Source organism: Burkholderia sp. Se-20378 (genome assembly GCF_017104665.1).
Taxonomy (GTDB): domain Bacteria; phylum Pseudomonadota; class Gammaproteobacteria; order Burkholderiales; family Burkholderiaceae; genus Burkholderia; species Burkholderia lata.
Genome location: NZ_JAAGPG010001217.1, coordinates 1 through 732 on the forward strand (window position 1 = coordinate 1; position 732 = coordinate 732).

Annotated in this window: 1 protein-coding gene; it reads right to left on the reverse strand. The window is 71.4% G+C overall.

Going from position 1 to position 732, the window contains the following annotated elements; translation table 11 throughout:
• Nucleotides 1-646, reverse strand: a 646-nt coding sequence (locus G3N93_RS41095; protein ID WP_206135650.1) for a phosphotransferase enzyme family protein, incomplete at its 3' end; no start/stop codon positions are given.
• Nucleotides 647-732: the final 86 nt, after the last annotated feature.

Consider the following 732-nt stretch of genomic DNA (forward strand, 5'->3'; position numbering starts at 1 on the left):
TCGCGCCGAGCGCGCGCACGAGCAGCGGCTGCGCGTCGACCCAGCGTTCGAGCGCGCCCGCCAAATCGGGAGACGACAGCACGCGAAAGCTCGACAGCAGGGTCCGCACGGGCCGCGCCGGCGCATCGTAGCCGGCCGACGCGCGATGCAGTTCGGCCAGCGCGCGTCCGGCCGCGTATGCGTGCGACGGATGCGTGAACGGCTGCCACGACATCACGCCGCGATACGGGTCGACGCCGGGCGCACGCACGTGCACCTCGTAGGTCCAGTCACCGGCGGCGAACGCGGTCGCGCCGTCGCGATCCGCGAGAATGTCGACCACGGGCATCCCGCGCTCGCGCAGATGCGCGATGAAGCGATGCTCCTCCTCGAGCCCTTCGACATCGCGCAGGCTCACGTGATGACGTTTGACGAACAGTCCGCGCCCGTCGGTCATCTGCACCAGGACGGCCGCCGCGAACTGCCGCGGGCTGTGCCACGTCAACCGTGCCGGCTCGCCGGCGCCGTCGATCCGCGCGAGCACCGCCGCCACCTCGTCGTGCGTCATCAGCGGCCAGTCGCGTTCGGCCTGCTCGCCGTCGACACCGAATTGCGGCGGCGCGACGTCACGCGACAGGGATCCGTCCGGCTCGAGTGGGAATGACATGAACGACGTTGCTCCGTGGTTGATTCAGATCGGCGCGTGGATCAGCGCGCGCCGCCACCGGTTGCCAGCGCACCGCCGGCCGCCGC